The following is a 22,170-nucleotide window of genomic DNA, read 5'->3' on the forward strand; positions in this document are numbered from 1 at the left end:
GAAGGCCCACGAAGGGGCCTTCGGTAGCGAGGTAGCCCGATTTGCTTACAGCAGCGGAATCAGTAGCAGCGCCACGATGTTGATGATCTTGATCAGCGGGTTCACCGCCGGGCCGGCCGTGTCCTTGTACGGATCGCCCACCGTGTCGCCGGTGACCGCGGCTTTGTGCGCCTCCGAGCCCTTGCCGCCGTGGTTGCCGTCCTCGATGTACTTCTTGGCGTTGTCCCAGGCACCGCCGCCGGTGGTCATGGAGATGGCCACGAACAGCCCGGTGACGATGGTTCCGATCAACACGCCGCCGAGCGCCTTCGGGCCCAGCAGCAAGCCCACCACAATCGGCACCGCCACCGGCAACAGCGAGGGGACGATCATCTCGCGGATCGCCGAGCGGGTGAGCATGTCCACCGCGCGCGAATAGTCCGGCTTGCCGGTGCCTTCCATGATGCCGGGGATGCTGCGGAACTGGCGGCGCACTTCCTCCACCACTGCGCCCGCTGCGCGGCCCACCGCCTCCATCGCCATCGCGCTGAAGAGGTAGGGGATCAGGCCGCCGATCAAGAGGCCGATGATCACCATGTGGTCGGACAGGTCGAAGGCGAAGGTCTGTCCGGCATGGTTCACCGCCAGGTTGTGCGTGTAGTCGGCGAACAGGACCAGCGCCGCCAGCGCGGCCGAGCCGATCGCATAGCCCTTGGTCACCGCCTTGGTGGTGTTGCCCACCGCATCGAGCGGATCGGTGATGCCGCGCACCTCCGGCGGCAGGTCGGCCATCTCTGCGATGCCGCCGGCGTTGTCGGTGATCGGGCCATAGGCGTCCAGCGCCACGATCATGCCGGCCATCGACAGCATCGCGGTGGCCGCGATGGCGATGCCGTACAGGCCGCCCAGGTGGTAGGCGCTCCAGATTGCCGCGCACACCACGATCACCGGCCAGGCGGTGGCCTTCATCGACACGCCCAGGCCGGCGATGATGTTGGTGCCGTGGCCGGTGGTCGATGCCTGCGCGATGTGCCGCACCGGCTTGTACTGCGTGCCGGTGTAGTACTCGGTGATCCACACGATCAGGCCGGTCAGCACCAGCCCGATCAGCGCGCAGTGGAAGATCGCGTTGGCCGGGATGCCGCTGCCGGGTGTTCCCAGCCCCTGCGGAAACAGCTCGCGGGTGACGAACCAGAAGCCCACCGCCGAGAGCACCGCCGAGACGATCACGCCCTTGTACAGCGCGCCCATGATCGAGCCGCCCTCGCGCACCTTGACGAAGAATGTGGCGATGATCGAGGCGATGATCGACACGCCGCCGAGCACCAGCGGATAGAGCACCGCGTGCGCGTCGCCGGTGAACATCAGCCCGCCCAGCAGCATGGTGGCGATCACCGTCACCGCGTAGGTCTCGAACAGGTCCGCCGCCATGCCGGCGCAATCGCCGACGTTGTCGCCCACGTTGTCGGCGATCACCGCCGGATTGCGCGGGTCGTCTTCGGGAATGCCGGCCTCGACCTTGCCGACCAGGTCCGCGCCCACGTCCGCACCCTTGGTGAAGATGCCGCCGCCCAGGCGAGCGAAGATCGAGATCAGCGAGCTGCCGAAGGCCAGGCCCACCAGCGGGTGCAAGGGATCGGCCACGCCCATCTTGTTGAGCACCAGCCAGTAGCCGGTGACGCCCAGCAGCGCCAGGCCGACCACCAGCATGCCGGTGATGGCACCGCCACGGAACGCCACGTCCATCGCCGCGCGCATGCCGCTGCGCGCCGCCTCGGCGGTGCGCACGTTGGCGTGCACCGAGACGTTCATGCCGATGTAGCCGGTGGCGCCGGAGAGCACCGCGCCGATCAGGAAGCCGATCGCCGTCGCCCAGCTCAGGAAGACACCGATCAGCACGAACAGGACGATGCCCGCCAGCGCGATGGTGCCGTACTGGCGATTGAGGTAGGCGCGCGCGCCTTCCTGGATGGCCGAGGCGATGGCCTGCATGCGCTCGTTGCCGGCTGGCCGGCCGAGGATCCAGCGTACCGATATCAGACCGTAGAGTATCGCCACGACCGCGCACCCCAGCGCGATCCACAACCACATCCCGTCCTGCTGCAGCATTCGGTGCCTCCCCAGGTGAGTGGATACCGCGGATGGCGGGTTGCCTCACGGGCAGCTCGCCCTGGCCGCCTGGTCGGCGGCCTCAAGCGAGTATAGGCAGGGGAGATGTGATTGCCTGTTGTGCGCCGCAGCGGCGGCGGGGCCCAAAAAAAGGCCGGCGCCTGGCCGGCCTTGGAAACGTCAGTGCAGCACGTAGTCCAGGATGATCCCGGTGGCGATGGCGACCAGCACGTAATCGCCGCTGTCATCGCGCACCCAGTGGTAGCCGCGCGGCGGCGGGCGCAGCCGATAGCTGTCGTAGTCACGGATGATCACGATCGGGCCATCGTAGCGACGGCCGCGCTCCCAATGATGGTGGCGGCCATGCCAGCCATTGTCGTAATGGCCATGCCCGTGGCCGTTGTCGTGCCAATCGCCACGGTCGCGGTCGTCCCAGTCACCGCGGTCGCGGTCGCCGTCGTGCCAGTCGCCCCGGTCGCCGTCGTGCCAATCGCCTTGCCGATCGTGATCGTCATGGCCGTGACCGTGACCGTGGTCCTGATCGGCCAGGGCAGCACCGCCCCCGACCATCAGCGGCAAGGCGAGCAGCGCGCTCAGCAGGAATTTCATCGAGTGTCTCCCTTGGCCGGGCGCCGGGCCCGGGTGATCCGCAGCGTAGGAATCTGCATCTGAACACATGGTAGCCGCGGCCACGCGCCCTTCACGTGATGCTCAGCAAGGAAGCGGCGCCTGCCGCCTCAAGGAAGGGCAGGCAGGCGCTTGGCTACGGCGACGTTGCGCAGGCTGACATAGGCCGGCAGGCCGCCCTTGCCATAGGGTAGCGGCGCCTCGCCCCGGATCAGCGGCGACAGGTAGGCGCGCGCCGCGGGGGTGATGCCGAAGCCGTCACGGCGGATGAAGCTCCTCGGCAGCTTCTTCTCGCGGTTTGCGACCTTTATGAGCTCCGCCGGCTCGATCTTCCAGCGGTAGGGCGAGTCGGAGGTGCGCACGATCACCGGCATCACGGCATTCATGCCGGCCAGCGCGTAGCCGACCGCCGCCTTGCCCACGGCATAGGCCTGCTCGGCGTCGGTGGCCGAGGCCAGGTGCCGCGCCGAGCGCTGCAGGTAATCGGGCAGCGCCCAATGCACCTTGTACTGGAGCTTGTCCTTGACCAGCTGCGCCAGCACCGAGGCTGCGCCGCCCAGCTGCGCGTGGCCGAAGGCGTCGCGCGTGCCACCCTCGGCCAGGAAGCGCCCGGCCGCGTCGCGTACGCCCTCGGAGGCGACCACCGTGCACCAGCCCACGCGCTCGACCGTGGCCTTGACCTTGGCCAGGAACGCGGCTTCGTCGAACACGTTTTCGGGAAACAGGATCATGTGCGGCGGCGCGTCCGGGCCCTCACCGGCCAGCCCCGCGGCAGCGGCGATCCAGCCGGCGTGCCGGCCCATGACTTCCAGGATGAACACCTTGGTCGAGGTGTCGGCCATCGAGGCTACGTCCAGGCTCGCCTCCAGCACCGACACGGCGGTGTACTTGGCTACCGAGCCGAAGCCGGGGCAGCAGTCGGTCACCGCCAGATCGTTGTCCACCGTCTTGGGCACACCGATGCAGCGGATGTCGTAGCCCATCGCCTTGCCGAGCTGGGAGATCTTCAGCGCCGTGTCGGCCGAGTCGTTGCCGCCGTTGTAGAGGAACCAGCGGATGTCGTGCGCGCGCAGCACTTCGATCAGGCGCTCGTACTCGGCGCGGTTGGCCTCCAGCGATTTGAGCTTGTAGCGGCAGGAACCGAAGGCGCCGCCGGGCGTGTGGCGCAGCGCGGCGATCGCCGCCTTCGACTCCTTGCCGGTGTCGATCAGCTCTTCGCGCAGGGCTCCCAGGATGCCGTTGCGCGCCGCGTACACCGCAACCCCCTGCGCACGCGCCGCTTCGATCACGCCGGCGGCAGTGGCGTTGATCACGGCGGTGACGCCGCCGGACTGGGCATAGAGCAGGCGGCCTGGGCGCGAGGGCATGCGGGATCTCCTTGCAGAACAGTAATTTGGCGCAAGTGGCGCCACGCCTTGGTTTGACTGCATCGGGTGCAGACGGTACTTTGACAACCCTTGGGTGAAATCTGGCGAACCGCCGCAGCGTGCGCGCGGACCTCACGCCCCGGAGCATTATGCGACTCGTCCTACTCGGTGCGCCCGGTTCGGGCAAAGGCACGCAGGCCGCGCGGCTGAAAGCCGACCTCAACGTACCGCACATCTCCACCGGCGACATGCTACGCGCCGCCGTCGCCGCGGGCACCGCCCTGGGCCTGAAGGCCAAGGCGGTCATGGACGCCGGCCAGCTGGTCTCCGACGACATCCTGCTCGGCATGCTCGAAGAACGCCTGGCCCAGGACGACGCCCGCAACGGCTTCATCCTGGACGGCTACCCGCGCAACCTCGCGCAGGCCGACGCGCTGGACCATCTGCTCGCCCGCATCGGACAGCCGCTGGATGCGGTGGTCAAGCTCGAGGTGCCGGGCGAGGCGATCGTCGGCCGCTGCCAGATCCGCTTCCAGGCCGAAGGGCGTGCCGACGACAACCCCGAGACGGTGCGCAAGCGCCTGGGCGTCTATGCCGAACAGACCGCGCCGGTCGCCGACTTCTACGCCAAGCGCGGCAAGCTGCAGGTGGTCGACGGGGTCGGTTCGCTCGACGAGATCACCGCGCGCATCAAGCGCGCGCTGGAAAGCGAGTCGGCCGCGGCCAACGGCTGATCCGGCCTCGAAGCACCCCCGCAAGCCCCCGTACCCTCGCCCCCAGCCCCTCTCCCGGCGGGAGAGGGAGCCCGATCCGGCGAGAGGGAGGGTTTTTCAAGCATGCGCCTGCACATCCTCGGCATCTGCGGCACCTTCATGGGCGGCGTCGCCGCGCTCGCGCGCGAGCTGGGCCTCACGGTGGAAGGCTCCGACGCTGCCGTCTACCCGCCGATGAGCACCCAGCTCGAAGCGCTCGGCATCCGTTTGATGGACGGCTATACGGCCGAACATCTGCAGCCCGCGCCGGATCTGGTCGTGGTCGGCAACGCGATGACGCGCGGCAACCCCGCGGTCGAGCACATGCTCGATGCGCGCCTGCGCTACGTGTCCGGCCCGCAGTGGCTGGGCGAGACGGTGCTGGCCGGGCGCGAGGTGCTGGCGGTGGCCGGCACGCACGGCAAGACCACCACCACCAGCCTGCTGGCGCACCTGCTGGACAGCGTCGGCATGGCGCCGGGCTTCCTGATCGGCGGCGTGCCGGGCAACTTCGGCGTGTCCGCGCGCCTGGGGGGGGAAGGGGGGCAGAGTCACTTTTCCAAGACCTCCGGCGAAAACCACACGCTGCGGAAAAGTGACTCTGACCCCTTGTCCCCCTTCGTGATCGAGGCGGACGAGTACGACACCGCGTTCTTCGACAAGCGCTCGAAGTTCGTGCACTACCGCCCGCGCGTGGCCATCCTCAACAACCTCGAGTACGACCACGCGGACATCTTCCCGGACCTGGCCGCGATCCAGCGGCAGTTCCACCACCTGGTGCGCACCGTGCCGCGCAACGGCCGACTGATCGTGAATGCGCACGACGCGGCGTTGGCGCAGGTGCTGGCGATGGGTTGCTGGACACCGGTGGAAACCTTCGGCATCGGCCAGGGCGACTGGCAGGCGCGGTTGCTCGAGGCGGACGGCTCGGCCTTCGCCGTGCAGTACTGCGGCGTGGCGGTCGGCGAGGTGCGCTGGTCGCTGCTGGGCCGGCACAGCGTGCTCAACGCGCTGGCCGCGCTGGCCGCGGCGACGGCGGCCGGTGCCGATGCGCGCGAGCTGCTGCCTGCCTTCGCAACTTTCGAAAGCGTCAAGCGCCGCATGGAGCTGGTGGGAGAAACCGGCGGCGTGCGCGTGTACGACGACTTCGCCCACCACCCCACCGCGATCGCCACCACCCTGGCCGGCCTGCGCGCCAAGGTAGGCGACGCGCGCATCCTGGTCGCGCTGGAGCCGCGCTCGAACTCGATGCGCCTGGGCGCCCACGCCGCCGGCCTTGCGCCCTCGCTGGCCGATGCCGACGCGGTGGTGTTCCTGCACCGCCCGGAACTGCCTTGGGATGCCGCGCGGGTCACCGACGCGCTGGCGGGCCGCGGCCGCACCGCGGCCACGGTGGCGGCGCTGATCGAGGCGCTGCGTGGGCAGGTCCGCCCGGGCGACCACGTGGTGTTCATGTCCAACGGCGGCTTCGAGAACGCGCCCCGGCGCTTCGTCCAGGCGATGGAAGGCTAAGTACCTCGTTGGGCAAACCGAATGGCACCTAGGCCAGTGGCGCGTCGAAGCATGGCTCGCGCCGCTGGTACTCGCGCTGCGCGGCGAACCATACGCCCAGCCCGAAGCCCAGCGTCACCAACGCCAGCACTCCGCCGCCCAGCAGATAGCCGAGTGCGCCGACCAGCCACGCGCCACCCCAGTAGCTCGCCATGGCGCCGATCAGAACCATGGCGTTGACCAGCTGCCGGCCGACCGTGCCCTGCGGTCCGACCAGGTGGACGGCCAGCGCGACCAGGCCGCCGCCGCTGGCGACGATCAGCGTGACCAGCAGCATCAGACCGGGCTGGGCGGCGCGGCTCAGCGCGATGCCCAGCCCGGCGTAGGCCAGGGCGCTGAGCGTGCCGATCGGCACCAGCACCAGCAGCGCATCGGCCAGCATCTGCTGGTAGGCGGTGCGCGTGGCCGGTGCCAGCGTGAGATAGAGGTCGGCGAGGTTCGGACGCATGCGTTGCATGCCGCGGCCGACCTGCGGGAAGCGCGCGAGCGCGAGCAGCACGGCATAGGCGCCCACCACCGTGGCGTCGACGTGCCGGCGGTGCAGCGCCACCACCATGTACAAGCTGGCGAACACCGCCATGACCGCCATGCGCAGGACGATCGCACCGGCGTTGTCGTGCGGCAGCAGCAGGCGCCGCACCAAGGTCAGGCGGCGCGCGGTGGAGGGGTGTTCCCGGTAGCGCGCCAGCGCCCGTGCGAGCGCGCGCTGCGCCAGGGCGTCGAACACCTCCTCGATGCGCCGGCCCAAGGCGCTGCGCCGCGGGGCGGCCTCGGGCGTGGCGCCGCGCCCCAGGCTCAAGCCCTCCAGCGGAGAAACATCCGGCGGCCGGTCGGCCAACTGCAGCATCGGATGCAACGCCAGGCGCAGCAGCAGGGCGGCCAGAAGCAGCAGCAAGGGCAGCGTCAACGGCGAGCGCAGGGCGCGGTGCAGTACTTCGGCGACCAGGCCCGGCATCCAGCCAGCCAGCACCAGCAAAGGCCAGAACAGGAGGCTGATCCAGCGCTCCACGCCCATCGCGAAGCCCATGGCCCCGGCGACCAGCAAGAGGCCGGCGCCCAGGAGCGCATGCGGGACACCCCATGCGAGTGCCAGCGCAGGCGGCACGCCCACCCAGACAGCCGCATCGGCCAGCGCCAGCCCGGCCAGGCGACGGCGGAACGCCGGCAGCAGGAAGCTTTCCGGCTGGCAGGCACCGCGCAGTGCGACGCCCAGGCCCATGTGCCAGAACCAGCTTCCCATCGCCATCAGCCCGGCGCCCAGGGCCGCTGCCTCGGCGTGCGGCGTGATCCACGCCCGGCACGCCAGCGCGGCCAACCACAACAGGTGGGCGAGCACGCCCAGCAGCGGCATCTGCCGGCACGGCAGCAGCCACAGTTGCAGGACCGCCCTCATGCCAGTTCCACGAACAGGTCTTCCAGTGTCGGCATGTCGATGCGCAGGCTGGCGTCCTGCTCCTTGGCCAGTTGGTGCAGACGCTCGGGCGGCACGTCTTCGAGCAGCAGGTGCAGGCTGGCGCCGGCAATGCGCGACTTGAGCACGCCATCCAGCGCCGGCGGCGCGCTCCAGCCGGCGGGACGGTTGAGCACCGCGTGGCAGAGCCGCGCCTTCAGTTCGGCCAGCGGCCGGGTGAATTGGATGCGGCCATCGCGCAGCAGTGCGATGTCGGCGTCGGCGCGTTCCAGGTCGGCGGTGATATGGGTGGAGAAGATCACCGTCTTGCCCGGCGCGCCCATCAGCGCCAGCAGTTCGGCCATGAAGGCGCGGCGCGCCTGCGGATCCAGGCTGGCCACCGGCTCGTCCAGCACCAGCAGGTCCGGTTCCGGGGCGATCGCCCGCACGATGGCCAGCTTCTGGCGCTGGCCCTGGGACAGCCGGCCGATCTTCTGCGTCGGATCGATCTGCCACTCGTCCAACAGCCGCCCGGCAAGCGCCGGGTTCCAGCGCGCGTAGAAGGCAGCGGTAAAGTCGAGATAGCTCTTGACCCTCATCCAGGGAAAGAGCTCGAAGTTCTGCGGCACGAAGCCGACCCGGTGCAGCCGCTCGCCGCCCGGTTCGGCCATCGGTGCGCCGAACAATTCGACCGTGCCCTCATCGACCGGAGCCAGCCCGAGCAGGCATCGCAGCAGCGTCGTCTTGCCGGCGCCATTGCGCCCGAGCAGCCCGATCACGCGTCCGCAGGGCACCACCCAGTCGATGCCGCACAACACTTCGTGCCGCCCGAAGCGCTTGCGTAGCCCGTCGATGCGCAGGGCCGGCACCGGCGTGGCCGCCTGGGCGGCGGGCGGGACGGGAAAGGATACGAGTGTGCCCATCGGCGGCGGCTCCCGGGGTGACGCGCGCACTCTGATGGCGTGTGGCCGGCGCGTCCAGTGATCGTTGTCATCCGGCGTGGCGGCCGGGCGTATCCTGTCCGGCCCCACGACGACCGTTGGCTCGACCCATGACCGACACGCTGGCCGGCAAGACCCTGTTCATCACCGGCGCCTCGCGCGGCATCGGCCTGGCGATCGCCCTGCGCGCCGCGCGCGACGGCGCCAACGTGGCGATCGCCGCCAAGAGCGGCGTGGCCAACCCGAAGCTCCCGGGCACCATCCACACCGCCGCGGCCGCGGTGGAGCAGGCGGGCGGCAAGGCGCTCGCGCTCAAGGTGGACATCCGTGACGAGCTCCAGGTGCAGGCGGCGGTGGCGCAGGTCGTCGAGCGCTTCGGCGGCATCGACATCGTGGTCAACAACGCCAGCGCGATCTGGCTGGCCGGCGTGGAGGACACGCCGGTCAAGCGTTTCGACCTCATGCAGCAGGTGAACACGCGCGGTACCTTCGTCGTCACCCAGGCCTGCCTGCCGCACCTGAAGCGTGCGGCCAACCCGCACGTGCTGATGCTGGCGCCGCCGCCCAGCCTGGACCCGAAGTGGTTCGCGCCGCATACCGCCTACACGATCGCCAAGATGGGCATGAGCCTGTGCGTGCTGGGCATGAGTGCGGAATTCGCGCCGCTGGGCATCGCGGTGAACGCGCTGTGGCCGCGCACGGTGATCGCGACGGCGGCGATCGCCATGATCGAAGGCGTCCGGCCCGAACAATGCCGCCGGCCGGAGATCGTCGCCGATGCCGCCCACGCCATCCTGACCCGTCCGGCGCGGGCCTACACCGGCCATTTCGCTATCGACGAGGACGTGCTGCGCGAGCAGGGAACAAGCGAGCTCGACCATTACGCCGTGCGGCCCGGAACGCCGTTGCTTTCCGACCTTTTCCTCGATTGACCCGCCCTTCACGGGCGCTGTCATTAGGTTTGCACGTCTTTTTGTGATATTCATCACAGTCCGCTGCCCGGGAAGGGTGGCGTTCGCAGCCGGCAGGGGCTGGCTGATCGGCACAGGGCATCCGTCAGGGGCGGAGGTGACGATGGTCGTGGCAATGGCACCACCCAGGCGTTGCGTCGTCTGGTTCGGCAGTCCTGCCGGTGACGAAAGCAATGGGCTGGGGCGCTCCGGCTGGTCGGTGCGCGTCGCCGACGTCCGCGCCAGCGGCGTGGGTGCCCGCAATGGCGACATCGTGGTCGCGCTGGCGGACTTGCGCCAGGGCGACGATGCCACCTTGAACGCGATGGAAGGCATGGTTGCCGAGCATCCGGGGGTACCCTGGGTCGCGTTGGTCGCGCCGGAGACGCCGGCACACGAGCCGCGCGTGACCTCGATCCTGCGCGACTGCATGGCGGTATTCACCAGTCCGATCGACCTGCCGCGCCTGCGTGAGGCTCTCGACCGCCTCGGCGATGGTGGCGTGCCTGCGCGCAGCGCGCCGGACATGGCCGGCCTGGTCGGCCGCAGCGCGGCGATGCAGACTCTGCGCACCAGCCTGCGCAAGTTCGCTCCGGTGGACCTGCCCGTACTGATCACCGGCGAGACCGGCACCGGCAAAGAGGTGGCCGCGAGCGCCGTGCACCAGCTTTCGCCCCGCGCGGGCGGGCCGTTCGTGGCGATCAACTGCGGCGCCCTGCCGGGCAATCTGGTGCAATCGGAACTGTTCGGCCATGAACGCGGCGCTTTCACTGGCGCCACTTCGCGCCGCATCGGGCACATCGAGAGCGCCAGCGGCGGCACCGTGTTCCTCGACGAGATCGGCGACCTGCCGCTGGATGCGCAGACCAGCCTGCTGCGCTTCCTGCAGGAGGGCACCATCGTGCGGGTCGGCAGCAGCCAGAGCCTGCGTGCGGACGTGCGCGTCCTGGCCGCCACCCACGTGGACATGGAGAAGGCGGTGGCGGCCGGCCGCTTCCGCCAGGACCTCTATTACCGGCTCAACGTGTTGCGCGTGCAGATACCCCCGCTGCGGGAGCGCGACGGCGATGTCGAACTGCTGGCGCAGCATTTCCTGGACGCCTTCCGTGAGCAGCACGACTGCCATGCGCGCGCGTTCAGCGTGACGGCGCGCCGGGCGCTGCGCGAGTTCCATTGGCCGGGCAATGTGCGCGAGCTGGTCAACCGTGTGCAGCGCGCCGCGGTGGTGGCCGACGATACGCTGATCGGCGTGGGCGACCTGGACCTGCCCGTGCGTCCCGGCCGCGGGACGGCAGCAGGCCTGGACCGCGTGCGCGTGTCGGCCGAACGCGACGCGCTGGTCGCCTGCCTGCGCGAGACCCGCTTCAACGTGAGCGAATGCGCGCGCCGGCTCGGCATCGCGCGGGTCACCGTCTACCGTCTGTGCAAGAAGCATGGCCTGGCGCTGGACGAATTGGCGCAGGCCACCGCGCGCTGACCCGCAAGCGCCGCCACTTTCGCGGCTAGAACATGTAGGGGACCTTGAAGCTCAGGCTGAAGTCGGGCGCGTCCGGCGTCAATCCGATGCCCAGCATCGAGACCAACGTGGTGTGCTCGCTCAGCGCATGGGTCACCCCCAGATTGAACGTGGCCGCGTTGGCGTTCGAGCCGATCACCTTGGTCCAGGGCGAACCCTGGTAGCGAAGCTCGGCCTTGGCGCTCAACTTGTCGCTGAAGGACAGACTGAGGCTGGTGCGTTCGTTGAAGGCGAAGGCCACACCGGTGCCGAAGTAGTACGTGTTGCCGAGCTTCACCGAGCCGGGGCTGAGGTTTTGCGGATCGGTGCTGATGTTGGAGAAGTCGCGCGGACGCGAATAGATGTAGCCGATGTTGGCGAACACGATCGCCGGATCCAGTGTCTTGATCGCGGAGAGCCCCAGATTGGCCTGCCATACGCCGTTGCCGGTCGGCTGCTTCTCCGGCACGGCGAAACGGGTGTACTGGTCGCCGGGGGGCTGGATCACCTTCCAGAGGATGCCGTAGGGAGCCTGCCCGGTCGGCGCCGTGATGCCGAGGGTCAGCACGGTGTCGGGCCGCGTATCGGTCTCGGCGAACAGCTTGTAGTTGGCGCTCAGGGCGATGTCGCCCAGGCCCTTGCCGCCGGTCTGTTCCTCGGCGAGCGCTGCGGCCGAGCCGCCGGCGCCGCCCTTCTGGTAGACCGTCCTGCGGGCCAGGTAGGGCACGTCCAGGTTGAGCGTCAGGCGCGGACTGAAGCCGTAGCGGGCGGCCAGGTTGTAGGTGAGCGAGTCGGACTTGACGTCCTCGACTGCGATGTTGCCCAGGAAGATCGCATCCAGCGCAAGGAAGCCGTTCAAGGTGATCTGGCTGCGGTCGTAGCGGCTGTAGCTGACACTGTTCTCCAGCGTGAAGCGGCGGTCGAACAGGGCGTGCTCCTGCTGGAGCGCGTCCTTCAGGCTGCGGGTGGGGGCTTCGGTGCGTGCGGCCTGCGCCTCGGAGGCACTGCCGGCCCGGTTGCCCTCGTCAGGCGGCGCTGCCGCCTGCGCCGTCTCCGGCGCCGGTGGTGCGCCAGCGGGCGCCGGCAGGACGGTCGGCGCGGTTTTGCCGGCCAGCCGCGACTGCAGGGCCTGCACCTGCATGTCCAGTTCGCGCAACTGTCGAACCTGCTGCGCGTAGCTGGCTTTCAATGCCTGCAGCTGGGCCAGCAGGGTTTCCACCTGGGCCTCGTCCTGCGGGGTGGGCGCCGCCTGCGCGGCGAGGTCGAAAGGCAGGCTGGCGAGCAGCCCGCATGCCACCGCGGTGGCCAACAAGGTCTTGTGCATGGTGTCGTTCCCCCTGGACCGAAGCACGCCGGGCGGTGGCGCGCCTTCAGTTTCCTGCGATGCCTCGGGTGAGGCCGATCGCCTGCGCCACGTTCTGGGCAAGCGGTAGATTGGTGGAAGTGGCCTGGCGCACCAGGTCGATCTCCAGCCGGTTGCTCACATTCTGGTCGTCGGCGGCCAGTTGTACGCTCTGGCCGAGGCTGCCGTTGCGGATCCACTGCTGCACCGCGCCCTGGCCGGCGATCGTCAGCCGCACGGCGGCAGACTGCCCGTCGAAGCCGACCGACACGCTGGCGCTGCCGTCGCTGAGGCTTTCGCCGCCCAGGCCGGCGCTCCTCCCGCCAGCCGCGGGGGCGTTGCCGTCGCGCACGGTCAACTGGGTCAGGTTGCTGGCGAGGTTGCCATCGCCGGCGACCTGCACGCTCTGCAGTAGGCCGCCGACGTTGGCCAGGCCGCTGCTCTCGATGCTGCGGGTGCCGCCGGTCGCGGGCATCGGCACCGGCGCATCGGCGCGGGTGATGCTCACGCTCGGCATGAAGGTCAGTGTCGGCTGCCCCTGTCCGTTGCGAAAATCCATGCCGAAGGCCAGTGCGCCCTGCAGTTGTTGGCCGCTTGCGGTCTGCCAGGTGGAGATCATGCGCACGCCGAACCAGACGACCATGTGGTTGTCGACGACGTAGCGGCCGCGCATGGCATTGAGCTCGGTATCGGCCAGTTCGTGCAGGCCGGCACCCGGTGCGGCCTCGGCCGCGCGAGCGTGGAGCGCGGGGGCCAGCAGCAGTGCGGCAAGGAACAGATGCGAGCGGCGGAGCATGATGCGGCCCTCAGAAGAGGTCGGCGTTGCTGAAGCCGAAGTCGAGCAGTTCGGCGTCGGTGACGGGGCCCTGCCGGGCGAACAGGGCGCGGGCGCTGGGTTTGCCGACGGGCTGCAGCAGCGCGGTGCGGCGATCGAAATCGTTGCCAATGACCACGAACACGGCGCGCGAAGGCCACGCCTTCACGAAATCCTGCAGCGACATGCTGCGGTTGCCCAGCATGGGATCGGCCAGTTCGACGGTGTCCTCGTGCACCTGCTTGAGCACCACGAAGTGGCGGAAGCCGCGCACGTCCATCAGCACCAGGCCAGGCACGCGCAGGCTGCGCAGACGCGCCTCGTCGATGCGGTAGCCGCGGCCGCGCATGCCGAGCGCCTCCACGTAGTGTTTGATGTCCAGCAACGAGAAGCCGCGCTGCTTGACCAGGTTCTCGTCGGCCACGCCGAGCATGCCCTGGATCACCATCGTCTCGTTCACGTCCAGGTGGTAGGCGTAGCGCAGGATGGTGGCCAGCGCGGCGGCGCCGCAACTGTAGTCGGTGTGCTGGCGGACCAGGTTGCGGAAGCGTCCCTCCTGCATGCTCTCGACCGGATGCACGTACAACCCGCCGTTGGGCAGCACGCCCCCGAAGCGCACTTCGCCAGCGCGCGCGGAGGCCAGGGCGCCGAGCGCCAGGCTGCACAGCAGGAATATCCAGGTGATCGATCGCATGGTGTTTCGTCCATCGGGAGGAAAGCCCCCCGGCCCGCAGGGGACGGGCCGGGGGGTTCCATAGGAACCCGACCGCTTGGCCGGGTACCGCCCTCGTTGGCCTGCCTTGGCCGATGTTTACTTGGCGGGCTGCGAGACCGCCAGCGACAGGCTGTTGGCCTGCAGGTTGCCGGTGCCCGAAGCCACGTTGGCGCCGATGTTGCCCGAGGCATTCTGGAACGCATTGCCCGACAGGCTGGCATCGTTGGTGGCGTCCACCACGACGTAGCGCGAAGTGGTGACGGTGCCGGACAGGTTGGCGAACAGATCGCTCGCCGACAGTTCGACGAAGCCCAGAGCACCCTGCTCGCTGCCCTGCGAGGTGCTGCTGGAACTGCCGCTGTAGCTGCCGATCGGATAGCCGAGCACGCTCACGCCACCGGACTCGGTACCCTGCGAAGTGCTGCTGGTGCCGCCGGCATAGCCGCCCAGGCCGTAGCCAAGGCTGTAGCCCTGCACGGTGCCGCTCAGGTGCACGGCGGTGGTGTCGTCATAGCGCTCGACGCGGCCGGCGTTGCTCACGACGTTGCCGGAGGAGTCCTGGTCGACGCTGACCTCGGCGCGCGCGAACTTGGCGGTGGCCACCGAGGCGGCGAGCGCGTTCTTCTGCTCGTTGTTGTTGCCCGAGGTGACATTGGCGCCGACGTTGCCCGAGGCGTTGCGGAAGGCATCGCCACCGATGCTGGCCGTGTTGGTCACGCCCTGGTTGATGGTGACGTTGTTCATGCCCGACTGGCCCACTTCCACCTCCGAATTGGCTACGCCGAAGGTGAAGCTGGCATCGGTGGCGGCAAGCGCCGTGGCGTTGTCCTGGGTGTTGTTGTCGCCGGCGGCGACGTTCATGCCGATGTTGCCCGACGCCTTCGAAGCCGTTTCGTCCTTGATCGAGCTGGTGTTGGCCAGCTTGTCGTTGACGGCCGCGTTGCTGGAAACCGACTGGTTGTTGTCGACCGAGGCGGTCGCCGCCGAGTCGATCTTGTGGTGGTGTTCGTCCTGGGCGTACGCCATCGAGCTGCCGAACAGTGCAGCAACCGCCAGCGCGAGCACGGTCCTCTTCATGGATGCGTTCATGGTGTCCTCACTCCGATTTTTATGGGTGGTCAGCGCGGTAGCTCAGACACGGACAGCGACAGGATGTTGCCCGTGGCATTGCCCGATCCCGCGGTCTGGTTGAGCTGCAGTACGCCGCGCAAGCCCTGCATGGCGCCTGCGGCGACCGACACGCTGCGCGTGCCTTCGCCCGGTATGCGGGGTTGTGCCCTGGACTGCACTTCTGCCGACGCGGAGACGACGGCCGACAGGGAGTCGTCCGTCGCCTCGCGTATGCCCTGGTTGGCCAGCGTCGCGGTGACCGCGTTGAGCTGTGCGTTCATGCTGCCGCTGGCCTGATTGATCGATATGAGCCCGTGCGCGCCGGCAAGCGCCTGGCCGCCGATGCTGGCCTGCGCGTCGAACGGCGCATTGGCCTGGTTGTCCCGCAGCCGCTGGTGCGCGGCGATCTGCGCCTGCGCGCCCGGACCGCTGGCAAAGGCGCGCAGGTTGGCCTGGGTGTTGAGATCGCCCGCGGCCAGGTTGAGCGCGACGCTGCCCTGGGCGTTCTGCAGCGCGTGGCCATCCAGGTGGCTGCTGGTGAGGTAGCCGAGCATGGTGGCGTAGTCGTCGCCCGCGCTGGCGCCGGGGCTGAGCGCGGCCAGCGCGGCGAGCATCAGGGGGAGGGTGGCGGTGCGGCGCATGGCGCTTCAGTGCCCGGTGCCCAGGGAGAACTGCGCGAGCGCGCCCTGCACTTGGTCGCCGATACCACGGGTGGCGTCGCCCACCGCGCCCATCGGCGTCGCGATGGTGTTGCTCACGCCATTGCCGGCCACCGGGGCGGTACCACCGGTGCTGCGCACCAGTGCGCCGTCGAGCGCGCGGCCGACGGTGGTCGATGGCGCCCGCGCGGACGAGGGCGTGGCGTCCAGGCGCGCGTAGTCGTCGTCGGAGAGTTCTCCGGTGCCCAGCGCTGCGGCGACTTCCGGACGCGGCGAAGGCGAAACCATCAATGCCATGCCCGGCGGCGCCGGACGATCGGCCGGCCGCGTGGGCACGTCGCGCAGCATCACCATCTCGCCGGGCGCGGCCCGCACCGCGCGATGCGCATCGGCAGCGTTGCCGGCCAGTGGCAGCCACGCAAGCGAGGCCGCGATGACCAGCAACCGGGTGCCGTAGCGCCGGGTAGGCTTGAGGGTGCGCGTTTCCATGAGGCGACTCGATCCTTGGTGAGTGCCTTGATGGCAAGCGCCGTGCCAGGCGCGACCGATCCTGCGAAACCGCACGGCGGCGCGGTTTGGCCGCTGGCGTATGGCGGCCCGGTGGCTGCCGGTGTTACAGCGCCCGCGGTGCAACGGCGGTGCCGAGCCGGCGCAACCCGCGCCGGGCCCCCGTTTCGCGCGTGGTGTAACCGCTGCGATACAGCTTGTGCGGGTGTTACAGGCCCATTCGGGGAAGGTGTCCGGTCAGCGCGGTGCTAGCATGCGCAGGCGGCTTCCCGGTCGCCTTCCCCTGCCTCTTGTGACGGCGCCCACGCGCCGCCGGAGTTGCCATGTCTTCGCACGACACTGCCCTCATCGATCTGGCCCGGCGCTACTGGCTGCCGGTGTATCGCCCGCGCGAGCTGGTGCTCGACCACGGACGCGGCGCGCGGCTGTGGGATACGCAAGGCCGCGACTACGTCGATTTCGGCGCCGGCATCGCCGTGAACGGCCTGGGCCACCAGGATCCGGACCTGCTCGATGCGCTCACCGGGCAGGCGCACAAGCTCTGGCACAGTAGCAACGTGTTCTATACCGAGCCGCCGCTGAAGCTGGCCGGGGAACTGGTCGAGGCCTCCGGTTTTGCCGAACGCGTGTTCCTGTGCAACTCGGGCGCCGAGGCGAACGAGGCGGCGATCAAGCTGGTGCGCCGCTGGGCCGCCGCGCAGGGACGCGAGGCCGGGCGACGCGTGATCGTCACTTTCCGCGGCTCCTTCCATGGCCGCACGCTGGCAACCGTCACCGCCACTGCGCAGCCGAAGTACCAGGAAGGCTACGAGCCGCTGCCAGGCGGTTTCCGCTACATCGACTTCAACGACGTCGCTGCGCTGGAGGCGGCGTTCGCACCCGGCGACGTCGCCGCGGTAATGCTCGAGCCGGTGCAGGGCGAGGGCGGCGTGCGTCCCGCCGCGCCGGGTTTCCTCAGGCAGGTGCGCGCGCTGTGCGACCGCCACGATGCGCTGCTCGTGCTGGACGAGATCCAGTGCGGCATGGGCCGCACCGGCACGTTGTTCGCGTACGTGCAGGATGAGGTCACACCGGACATCGTGACGCTGGCCAAGGCGCTCGGCGCCGGCTTTCCGATCGGCGCCATGCTGGTCGGGCACAGGGCGGCGGAGATCATGCAGGTGGGCGCGCATGGCTCGACCTTCGGCGGCAATCCGCTGGCCGCGGCGGTGGCACGCGTGGCGCTGGCCAAGCTCGGCTCGCCCGCCGTGCTGCTCAATGTCGGACGCCAGGCCGACGCGTTGCGCCAGGGCCTGGCCGCCATCGACGCGGAATTCGGCCTGTTCGAGGAGGTGCGCGGCCGCGGCCTGATGCTTGGCGCCGCGCTGGCCGAACCGCATCGCGGCAAGGCGGGCGCCATCCTGGATGTGGCCGCCGCGCACGGCGTGCTGCTGCTGCAGGCCGGCCCGGACGTGCTGCGCCTGCTGCCGCCGCTGACCATCACCGACGGCGAACTGGCCGATGGCCTGGACCGCCTGCGTTCGGCGCTCGCAGCCTTCCTCGCACCCGCTGGAGAATCGCCATGAAATACCTGCACACCATGGTCCGCGTGCACGATCTGGATGCCTCGCTGCGCTTCTATTGCGAAGGCCTGGGTTTGCGCGAAGCGCGCCGCAAGGAGGTGCCCGAAGGCAAGTACACGCTGGTGTTCCTGGCTGCGCCGGACAGCCCCGAGGCCGAGATCGAGCTCACCTGGAACTGGGACTCGGACGAGGACTATGGCTCGGCGCGCAATTTCGGCCACCTGGCCTTTCGTGTGCATGACATCTACGCCACCTGCCAGCGACTGAAGGACATGGGCTATACCATCCACCGCCCGCCGCGGGACGGTCACATGGCATTCGTGCGTTCGCCCGACCGAATCTCGGTCGAGCTGTTGCAGGACGGCCACCTGCCGCCGCGGGAGCCATGGGCATCCATGCCCAATACCGGCAGCTGGTAGTTCGGGGTCAGCCCGGCCCAGGCCATCCTAATGTCTGGAGGAGGGCGGCAGGATCGACGAAACGGTGGCCGGCCAGGCCGGCCTCGCACGCACCGGCGACGTTGGCTGCGTTGTCATCGACGAACAGCGCGGCCCGCGGCGGTATCGCCAGCGCCTTAAGGCAGCGCAGATAGGCCGCGGGCGAGGGCTTGGTCGCGCGCAATTGGGCGGAGCAGAAGGCGCGGCGGTCGAACAGCGGGAACAGCGCCGGCACGATCGCCGGCCATCGCTCTGCCATCAGCATGCCGTTGTTGCTCAGTACGGCAACGGTGATGCCCCGGCGCTGAAGCCCGGCGGCCAGCGACAGCATCTGCGGACGCGCCCGGGTGGCCGCCCGCCGCGCATCGACCCAGGCGTCTGCGCCGACGGGGCTGCCCAGCCTGCGCGCCAGCGCCGTCAGATAGGCGCAAGTGTCCAGCAGGCCCGCATCTGCGGCGTCCTCGATGCCGGACGTATAGATGGCCGCGCGCACCGCTTCCGGTTGGCGACCCAGGTGGCGGGCGAGCGTGGCGATGCGCACCTCGCGGTCGTAGTCGGCCAGCACGCCATCGAGGTCGAACAGCACGCAGCTGATCGGTTCTGTCACGCGTGCTGCCTGGCCTCGCGTAGGGCACCGCGGGCCGCTTCAAGCGTGTCGGCGATGTCCTGCTCGCTGTGCGCGCTGGACAGGAAGCCCGCCTCGAACGCGCTCGGCGCCAGGTACACGCCGCGCTTCAACATGCCGTGGAAGAAGCGGTTGAACAGCGCCGTGTCGGCCGCGGTGGCCTGCGCATAGCTTTCCACCTTGTCGCGCGTGAAGAACAGGCCGAACATGCCGCCCACGCGGTTGGTGCTGAAGGGGATGCCTTCGCCGTCCGCCACCGCCTGCAGGCTGTCGCACAGCAGCCGTGTGCGCGCGGCCAGCGCCTCGTAGAAACCGGGCGCCTGGATCAGCTCCAGCATCGCCAGTCCGGCCGCCATCGCCACCGGATTGCCCGAGAGCGTGCCGGCCTGGTAGATCGGGCCGGCCGGCGCCACCTGTTCCATCAGCTCACGCCGTCCGCCGTAGGCGCCCACGGGCATGCCGCCGCCGATCACCTTGCCGAAGGTGGTCAGGTCGGGCGCCACGCCGTAGTGCGCCTGCGCGCCGCCGAGCGCCACGCGGAAGCCGGTCATGACTTCGTCGAAGATCAGCAGGGCGCCGTGGCGCGTGCACAGTTCACGCAGGCCCTGCAGATAGCCTTGCTGCGGCGGAATGCAATTCATGTTGCCCGCGACCGGCTCGATGATGAGGCCGGCGATGTCCGCGCCGTGCTCGGCGAACAGCGCCTGGGCGGCGGCCAGGTCGTTGTAGGGCAGGGTGAGGGTGAGGTCGGCGGCCGCCTTGGGTACGCCAGGCGAGGTCGGCACGCCGAAGGTCAACGCTCCCGAACCGGCCTTGACCAGGAAGCTGTCGCCATGGCCGTGATAGCAGCCCTCGAACTTCACGATCTTGCTGCGCCCGGTGGCGCCGCGCGCCACGCGGATCGCCGACATGGTCGCCTCGGTGCCGGAGTTGACCATGCGCACCATCTCCACCGAGGGCACCAGGCGGGTGATCGTCTCGGCCATCGTCACTTCGGCCGGCGACGGGGTGCCGAAGGAGAGCCCATCCCGCACCGCGCGCTCCACCGCTTCGCGTACGCGCGGGTGGTTGTGGCCCACGATCATCGGCCCCCAGGACCCGACATAGTCGATATAGCGCGTGCCTTCGACGTCCCACAGGTAGGCGCCATCGGCGCGTGCGGTGAAGAACGGCTCGCCGCCGACCGATTTGAAGGCGCGCACGGGCGAATTGACGCCGCCGGGCATCAGGCGCTGGGCGCGCTGGAAGAGTTCATGGTTGGTGGTCATGGGGATTTCCGGTTCGGGACGCGTAGAGGTCGGCGAAGCGCTTCGATGCGGCGCGCACGTCGGTGGCGCCGAACAGCGCCGAAATGGCGGCGAGGTAATCGGCGCCCGCTTCGACCAGGACCGCGCCATTGTCCGGCGTGATGCCGCCGATCGCCACCCGCGGCACGCCAAGTGCGGCGCTCTGCCTCAACAGCTCGACCGGCGCGAGCCGCGCGTGGGGCAGCGTGGGCGAGGGAAAGAACGCGCCGAAGGAAACGTAGTCGGCGCCTGCCGCCACCATCGCGCGTGCACGCGCGAGCGAATCGAAGCAGGACACCCCGATGATGGCCTGGCTCCCCAATCGGGCGCGTGCGCCGGCGATCTCCTCGGCGCTTTCGCCCAGGTGCACGCCGGCGGCGCCCACGGCCTGGGCGAGCAGCGAATCGCCGTTGATCAGGAGCGGCACGCCGCGCGCGTCGCACAACCGCTTGAGGGCATGGGCTTCGGCCAGGCGCCGCGCGTGGTCGCCGCTCAGGTCCCGGTACTGCAGCAGGCGCGCGCCGCCAGCGAGCGCCTGCTCGACATCGGCCAGCAGGCTGGCGCGCGGTCCGTCGGTGATGGCGTAGAGGCCGCGCGACGGGAAGTTGTCCATGTGTGGACTCCTGTTTGGGATCCGCCTGGCTTTCGCTGCGGCGGGGGAGTTGCGAGAATGTCCCATTCGATTGCTGACGAAGACCTAAGCCGATGAGCACTGAACAACCCGAGGCGCGACGCAAGTGGATGTGCGTCGTCTGCGGCTTCATCTACGACGAGGCGCTGGGCCTGCCCGAGGAGGCCATCGAACCCGGCACGCGCTGGGAAGACGTGCCCGACACCTGGACCTGTCCCGACTGCGGCGCCACCAAGGATGACTTCGAGATGGTCGAAGTGGACTGATCCGGCCCCGCGCCCGTCAGCAAACGGCCCGGTTCCGTCAGCGTACGGACCGGGCCGTTTGTTTTGATGCCTGCGTGCATCCACAGGAGGAGCACGTCATGCAGCAGTTCATTCCGTTCGAAGACGAGTGGGAGATGTTGGAGCGGCTCGATCCCTCGCAACTGGTCCCTTACCGAGTAGATCTCCCTTGCCGCCGCGCCGCGGGCGCTCAGCGCACCGTGCCGACATCGCCCTCGATGGTCAGCGCATCACCCGTCTGCGCGCCGATGTTGCGCGCGGTGCCGGCCGCCAATTCGAGGACGTAACGCGCCGGCGCATCGCTCGGGTAGCTCGGGCACGGATCGGCCTTGCACGGCGGCACGTCCAGCTGCATCGAGACCAGCTTGCGGTCGGCGTCGAAATAGAGGATGTCCAGCGGCACCAGCGTGTTCTTCATCCAGAACCAGCGCGGCTCCGAATCCGGAAACACGAACAGCATGCTGTGATCGGACGGCAGCTGCGTACGCATCATCAAGCCGTGCTCACGGCTGGCGTCGTCGGTGGCCAACTCGGTGGAAAAGTGGTGTCCGTGCAGTTCCACTGCTGGCGCGGATGCGCGTTGCGCCGCCGCGGCGCAGCCGGCAGCCAGCAGCAGGAGCACAAACAGGGTGGATTTCATCGCCGCATCCTTCATGCATGAGGGAGCGTTCGAGTGTAGCGGTTGAACGGCGACCAACGGAGCGAGAAAAAACTCGACGCCCCCTTCACAGGACGCGCCAGCGGCGCTATGATTCTCGCCCCTTCGACGAGCGCCTCGCGAAGGGCTCCCACTCCGCTGAAAAACAACCTCACGAAGGTGTTGACGGGCAGAGAAAGGGATGTAGAATGGGCGGCTCACCCGGGACGAAAGGTCTCGGGGCGATCTGAAGAACAGGTCGCAAGTGATTGATCTTTGACAGTGTGCGCAGGTGACTTGTGTGGGCGCCTTGCGGTGGCTGGATGACTGTCCAACCAATGCAAGCGTCCAACCTAAGAGTCAAATTAAAAGCTTGACGTTTACGGTTGGGTTCAACGCT

The 22,170-nt window shown here is 69.2% G+C and carries 22 protein-coding genes; 7 read left to right on the forward strand and 15 right to left on the reverse strand.

Annotation, left to right across the window (positions count from 1 at the left end; all coding sequences use genetic code 11):
• Window positions 1-45 precede the first annotated feature (45 nt).
• From VGU03_RS10200 to VGU03_RS10210, 3 genes are all read right to left on the reverse strand, one after another.
• The gene (locus tag VGU03_RS10200; protein ID WP_327480270.1) at window positions 46-2,088 is read right to left on the reverse strand and encodes a sodium-translocating pyrophosphatase; all 2,043 of its coding nucleotides are present in this window, start codon (window positions 2,086-2,088) and stop codon (window positions 46-48) included.
• A gap of 180 nt (window positions 2,089-2,268) precedes the next feature.
• The gene (locus VGU03_RS10205; protein WP_327480271.1) at window positions 2,269-2,697 is read right to left on the reverse strand and encodes an RcnB family protein; all 429 of its coding nucleotides are present in this window, start codon (window positions 2,695-2,697) and stop codon (window positions 2,269-2,271) included.
• A 128-nt stretch (window positions 2,698-2,825) separates the two neighbouring features.
• A complete protein-coding gene (locus VGU03_RS10210) occupies window positions 2,826-4,082 on the reverse strand; it encodes a 6-phosphofructokinase (protein ID WP_327480272.1) in 1,257 nt (418 codons plus the stop codon).
• A 149-nt stretch (window positions 4,083-4,231) separates the two neighbouring features.
• Between VGU03_RS10210 and VGU03_RS10215 the strand changes: the two genes are divergently transcribed.
• Together VGU03_RS10215 and mpl are read left to right on the forward strand one after the other, a co-directional pair.
• Entirely contained in the window at window positions 4,232-4,816 is a 585-nt protein-coding gene (locus VGU03_RS10215; protein WP_327480273.1) for an adenylate kinase, read from the forward strand.
• A 102-nt stretch (window positions 4,817-4,918) separates the two neighbouring features.
• Window positions 4,919-6,346 carry a UDP-N-acetylmuramate:L-alanyl-gamma-D-glutamyl-meso-diaminopimelate ligase gene (gene mpl, locus VGU03_RS10220; protein WP_327480274.1) on the forward strand — a complete coding sequence of 476 codons (1,428 nt, stop codon included), beginning with the start codon at window positions 4,919-4,921 and terminating at the stop codon, window positions 6,344-6,346.
• Between the two features lie 28 nt (window positions 6,347-6,374).
• Here the strand turns inward: mpl and VGU03_RS10225 are convergent, their stop codons facing one another.
• Both VGU03_RS10225 and VGU03_RS10230 read right to left on the reverse strand, forming a co-directional pair.
• Window positions 6,375-7,778: a hypothetical protein gene (locus VGU03_RS10225; RefSeq protein ID WP_327480275.1), complete on the reverse strand. Its 1,404-nt coding sequence runs from the start codon at window positions 7,776-7,778 to the stop codon at window positions 6,375-6,377.
• Entirely contained in the window at window positions 7,775-8,698 is a 924-nt protein-coding gene (locus VGU03_RS10230; RefSeq protein ID WP_327480276.1) for an ABC transporter ATP-binding protein, read from the reverse strand. Before VGU03_RS10230 ends, VGU03_RS10225 begins: the two co-directional genes overlap by 4 nt.
• A 128-nt stretch (window positions 8,699-8,826) precedes the next feature.
• On the opposite strand from VGU03_RS10230, the gene VGU03_RS10235 reads away from it, so the two are divergent.
• Together VGU03_RS10235 and VGU03_RS10240 are read left to right on the forward strand one after the other, a co-directional pair.
• Window positions 8,827-9,648, forward strand: a complete 822-nt coding sequence (locus VGU03_RS10235) for an NAD(P)-dependent oxidoreductase (RefSeq protein WP_327480277.1) — start codon at window positions 8,827-8,829, stop codon at window positions 9,646-9,648.
• Between the two features lie 142 nt (window positions 9,649-9,790).
• Window positions 9,791-11,143 carry a sigma-54 dependent transcriptional regulator gene (locus VGU03_RS10240; RefSeq protein WP_327480278.1) on the forward strand — a complete coding sequence of 451 codons (1,353 nt, stop codon included), beginning with the start codon at window positions 9,791-9,793 and terminating at the stop codon, window positions 11,141-11,143.
• Between the two features lie 25 nt (window positions 11,144-11,168).
• On the opposite strand, the gene VGU03_RS10245 is transcribed toward VGU03_RS10240, so the two are convergent.
• The 6 genes from VGU03_RS10245 to VGU03_RS10270 form a co-directional block, all read right to left on the reverse strand.
• Window positions 11,169-12,485, reverse strand: coding sequence for a hypothetical protein (locus tag VGU03_RS10245; protein ID WP_327480279.1), 1,317 nt, complete (start codon window positions 12,483-12,485; stop codon window positions 11,169-11,171).
• Window positions 12,486-12,531: 46 nt separating this feature from the next.
• Entirely contained in the window at window positions 12,532-13,299 is a 768-nt protein-coding gene (locus VGU03_RS10250) for a hypothetical protein (protein ID WP_327480280.1), read from the reverse strand.
• A gap of 10 nt (window positions 13,300-13,309) precedes the next feature.
• The gene (locus VGU03_RS10255; protein WP_327480281.1) at window positions 13,310-14,011 is read right to left on the reverse strand and encodes a C39 family peptidase; all 702 of its coding nucleotides are present in this window, start codon (window positions 14,009-14,011) and stop codon (window positions 13,310-13,312) included.
• 117 nt (window positions 14,012-14,128) lie between these two features.
• Entirely contained in the window at window positions 14,129-15,121 is a 993-nt protein-coding gene (locus VGU03_RS10260) for a hypothetical protein (RefSeq protein WP_327480282.1), read from the reverse strand.
• Window positions 15,122-15,150: 29 nt separating this feature from the next.
• Window positions 15,151-15,783 (reverse strand): hypothetical protein, encoded by a 633-nt coding sequence (locus VGU03_RS10265; protein WP_327480283.1) that lies wholly within the window; start codon window positions 15,781-15,783, stop codon window positions 15,151-15,153.
• A 6-nt stretch (window positions 15,784-15,789) separates the two neighbouring features.
• Window positions 15,790-16,290 carry a hypothetical protein gene (locus tag VGU03_RS10270; RefSeq protein ID WP_327480284.1) on the reverse strand — a complete coding sequence of 167 codons (501 nt, stop codon included), beginning with the start codon at window positions 16,288-16,290 and terminating at the stop codon, window positions 15,790-15,792.
• Between the two features lie 341 nt (window positions 16,291-16,631).
• On the opposite strand from VGU03_RS10270, the gene VGU03_RS10275 reads away from it, so the two are divergent.
• Both VGU03_RS10275 and VGU03_RS10280 read left to right on the forward strand, forming a co-directional pair.
• Window positions 16,632-17,873: an acetylornithine/succinylornithine family transaminase gene (locus tag VGU03_RS10275; RefSeq protein WP_327480285.1), complete on the forward strand. Its 1,242-nt coding sequence runs from the start codon at window positions 16,632-16,634 to the stop codon at window positions 17,871-17,873.
• On the forward strand, window positions 17,870-18,289 hold the full coding sequence (locus tag VGU03_RS10280) for a VOC family protein (RefSeq protein WP_327480286.1): 420 nt from the start codon (window positions 17,870-17,872) through the stop codon (window positions 18,287-18,289). Before VGU03_RS10275 ends, VGU03_RS10280 begins: the two co-directional genes overlap by 4 nt.
• A gap of 7 nt (window positions 18,290-18,296) precedes the next feature.
• On the opposite strand, the gene VGU03_RS10285 is transcribed toward VGU03_RS10280, so the two are convergent.
• The 3 genes from VGU03_RS10285 to thiE are packed head-to-tail and all read right to left on the reverse strand — an operon-like array spanning window position 18,297 to window position 20,831.
• A complete protein-coding gene (locus VGU03_RS10285; protein ID WP_327480287.1) occupies window positions 18,297-18,914 on the reverse strand; it encodes an HAD family phosphatase in 618 nt (205 codons plus the stop codon).
• Window positions 18,911-20,200 carry a glutamate-1-semialdehyde 2,1-aminomutase gene (gene hemL / locus VGU03_RS10290; RefSeq protein ID WP_327480288.1) on the reverse strand — a complete coding sequence of 430 codons (1,290 nt, stop codon included), beginning with the start codon at window positions 20,198-20,200 and terminating at the stop codon, window positions 18,911-18,913. Before hemL ends, VGU03_RS10285 begins: the two co-directional genes overlap by 4 nt.
• Entirely contained in the window at window positions 20,184-20,831 is a 648-nt protein-coding gene (gene thiE / locus VGU03_RS10295; protein WP_327480289.1) for a thiamine phosphate synthase, read from the reverse strand. Before thiE ends, hemL begins: the two co-directional genes overlap by 17 nt.
• A gap of 92 nt (window positions 20,832-20,923) precedes the next feature.
• Between thiE and VGU03_RS10300 the strand changes: the two genes are divergently transcribed.
• Window positions 20,924-21,115 carry a rubredoxin gene (locus tag VGU03_RS10300; protein ID WP_327480290.1) on the forward strand — a complete coding sequence of 64 codons (192 nt, stop codon included), beginning with the start codon at window positions 20,924-20,926 and terminating at the stop codon, window positions 21,113-21,115.
• Between the two features lie 208 nt (window positions 21,116-21,323).
• On the opposite strand, the gene VGU03_RS10305 is transcribed toward VGU03_RS10300, so the two are convergent.
• Entirely contained in the window at window positions 21,324-21,773 is a 450-nt protein-coding gene (locus VGU03_RS10305; RefSeq protein WP_327480291.1) for a DUF192 domain-containing protein, read from the reverse strand.
• Window positions 21,774-22,170: the final 397 nt, after the last annotated feature.

Source organism: Frateuria sp. (assembly GCF_035944355.1).
In the GTDB taxonomy this organism is placed as follows: Bacteria; Pseudomonadota; Gammaproteobacteria; order Xanthomonadales; family Rhodanobacteraceae; genus Frateuria_A.